The organism is Bartonella queenslandensis AUST/NH15, assembly GCF_000312585.1.
Classification (GTDB): domain Bacteria; phylum Pseudomonadota; class Alphaproteobacteria; order Rhizobiales; family Rhizobiaceae; genus Bartonella; species Bartonella queenslandensis_A.
Genome location: NZ_HE998169.1, coordinates 1 through 1,067 on the forward strand (window position 1 = coordinate 1; position 1,067 = coordinate 1,067).

At 35.3% G+C, this 1,067-nt stretch carries 2 protein-coding genes and 1 pseudogene; all 3 read left to right on the forward strand.

Going from position 1 to position 1,067, the window contains the following annotated elements:
* A pseudogene (locus tag BN338_RS13390) lies at positions 1–180 on the forward strand (SMI1/KNR4 family protein); the annotation flags it as partial.
* Positions 181–336: 156 nt separating this feature from the next.
* Positions 337–756: an SMI1/KNR4 family protein gene (locus BN338_RS11405; RefSeq protein ID WP_244427651.1), complete on the forward strand. Its 420-nt coding sequence runs from the start codon at positions 337–339 to the stop codon at positions 754–756.
* Positions 757–805: 49 nt separating this feature from the next.
* The coding region (locus BN338_RS09760; protein ID WP_039761861.1) for a DUF6990 domain-containing protein at positions 806–1,067 on the forward strand (262 nt) is incomplete at its 3' end.

The window sequence follows — 1,067 nt, forward strand, 5'->3', positions numbered from 1 at the left end:
GATTGCGAATATTATGCTAGCAATTTTTATGAATTTCTTTGCAAAAGAATTAAAGTACACGCGGGGGTTGAGATACATGATGGTGATCAACCGATTGAAGAGATAGAGAACACTCCCAGTCCGCAACCTATACCTTTTTACAAAAGTTTTTGGAAAAAACTATGGAGGCGGGGAAATTGATGATGAGGAAATATTTAGCCTTTCTAGAGATCCTCAGTGTTACACAAGTAATTTTTATGAGTTTTTATGTAAAAGAATTAAAGAACACGCCGAGGAAGATTCATGAAAACCTAAACCTTAGATGATGTTGCAGAATTAGTTGATAAATATAGCGATATTATTAATTTTGGTACTCTGAAGTATGCGCCTGATGATCAATTAATTGAAAAATCTGAGAAAATTCTTGGCCTACAGTTTACAACTTCTTATAAAGACTTTTTAAAAAATTATGGAGGAGGAGAAATTGGTTATGAGGAAATTTTTAGCCTTTATGGCGTAAGTTTTGAGGAACATCCTGCTGGTGATATTGTGGACAAAAACTTATATCATAGAAAAAAAGGTTTTACAAAACCACATCAGCTCGTTGTGAGTAACACTGATTTTGGTGAAACATTTTATTTTGATTACTCTCAATTTCGGGATGGTGAATGTCCACTCTATTGTGAGACAATGTCCGGAGAATCCCACTATTATGCAAGTAACTTTTATGAATTTCTCTGTAAAAGAATTCTGGAAACCGCAGGTGAGGATTCATGAAAACTTACACTTTGGCTGATGTTGCAGAATGGGTTGATAAGTAAATCTGATGCAAACAAAAGATGTAACAGAAATTTTAAAAAGACTGGGTTGGGAGCCTCATCGCGATGAAGTTGGAGATACATTTGCTTATTATCATCTCTCCGATCGTATAATACGCATTTTTTATGATATTGTAGATTATGGAGAGGATGGTGGAAGGTTGAGGCTATCAGTTGCTCTTACCACTGCCGCTTATTGCCTTGCTGAGGAATATTCTGTTGGAAAACAGTCGCGCTATAAATATGATGATATGTTGATTTCTGCAAAAG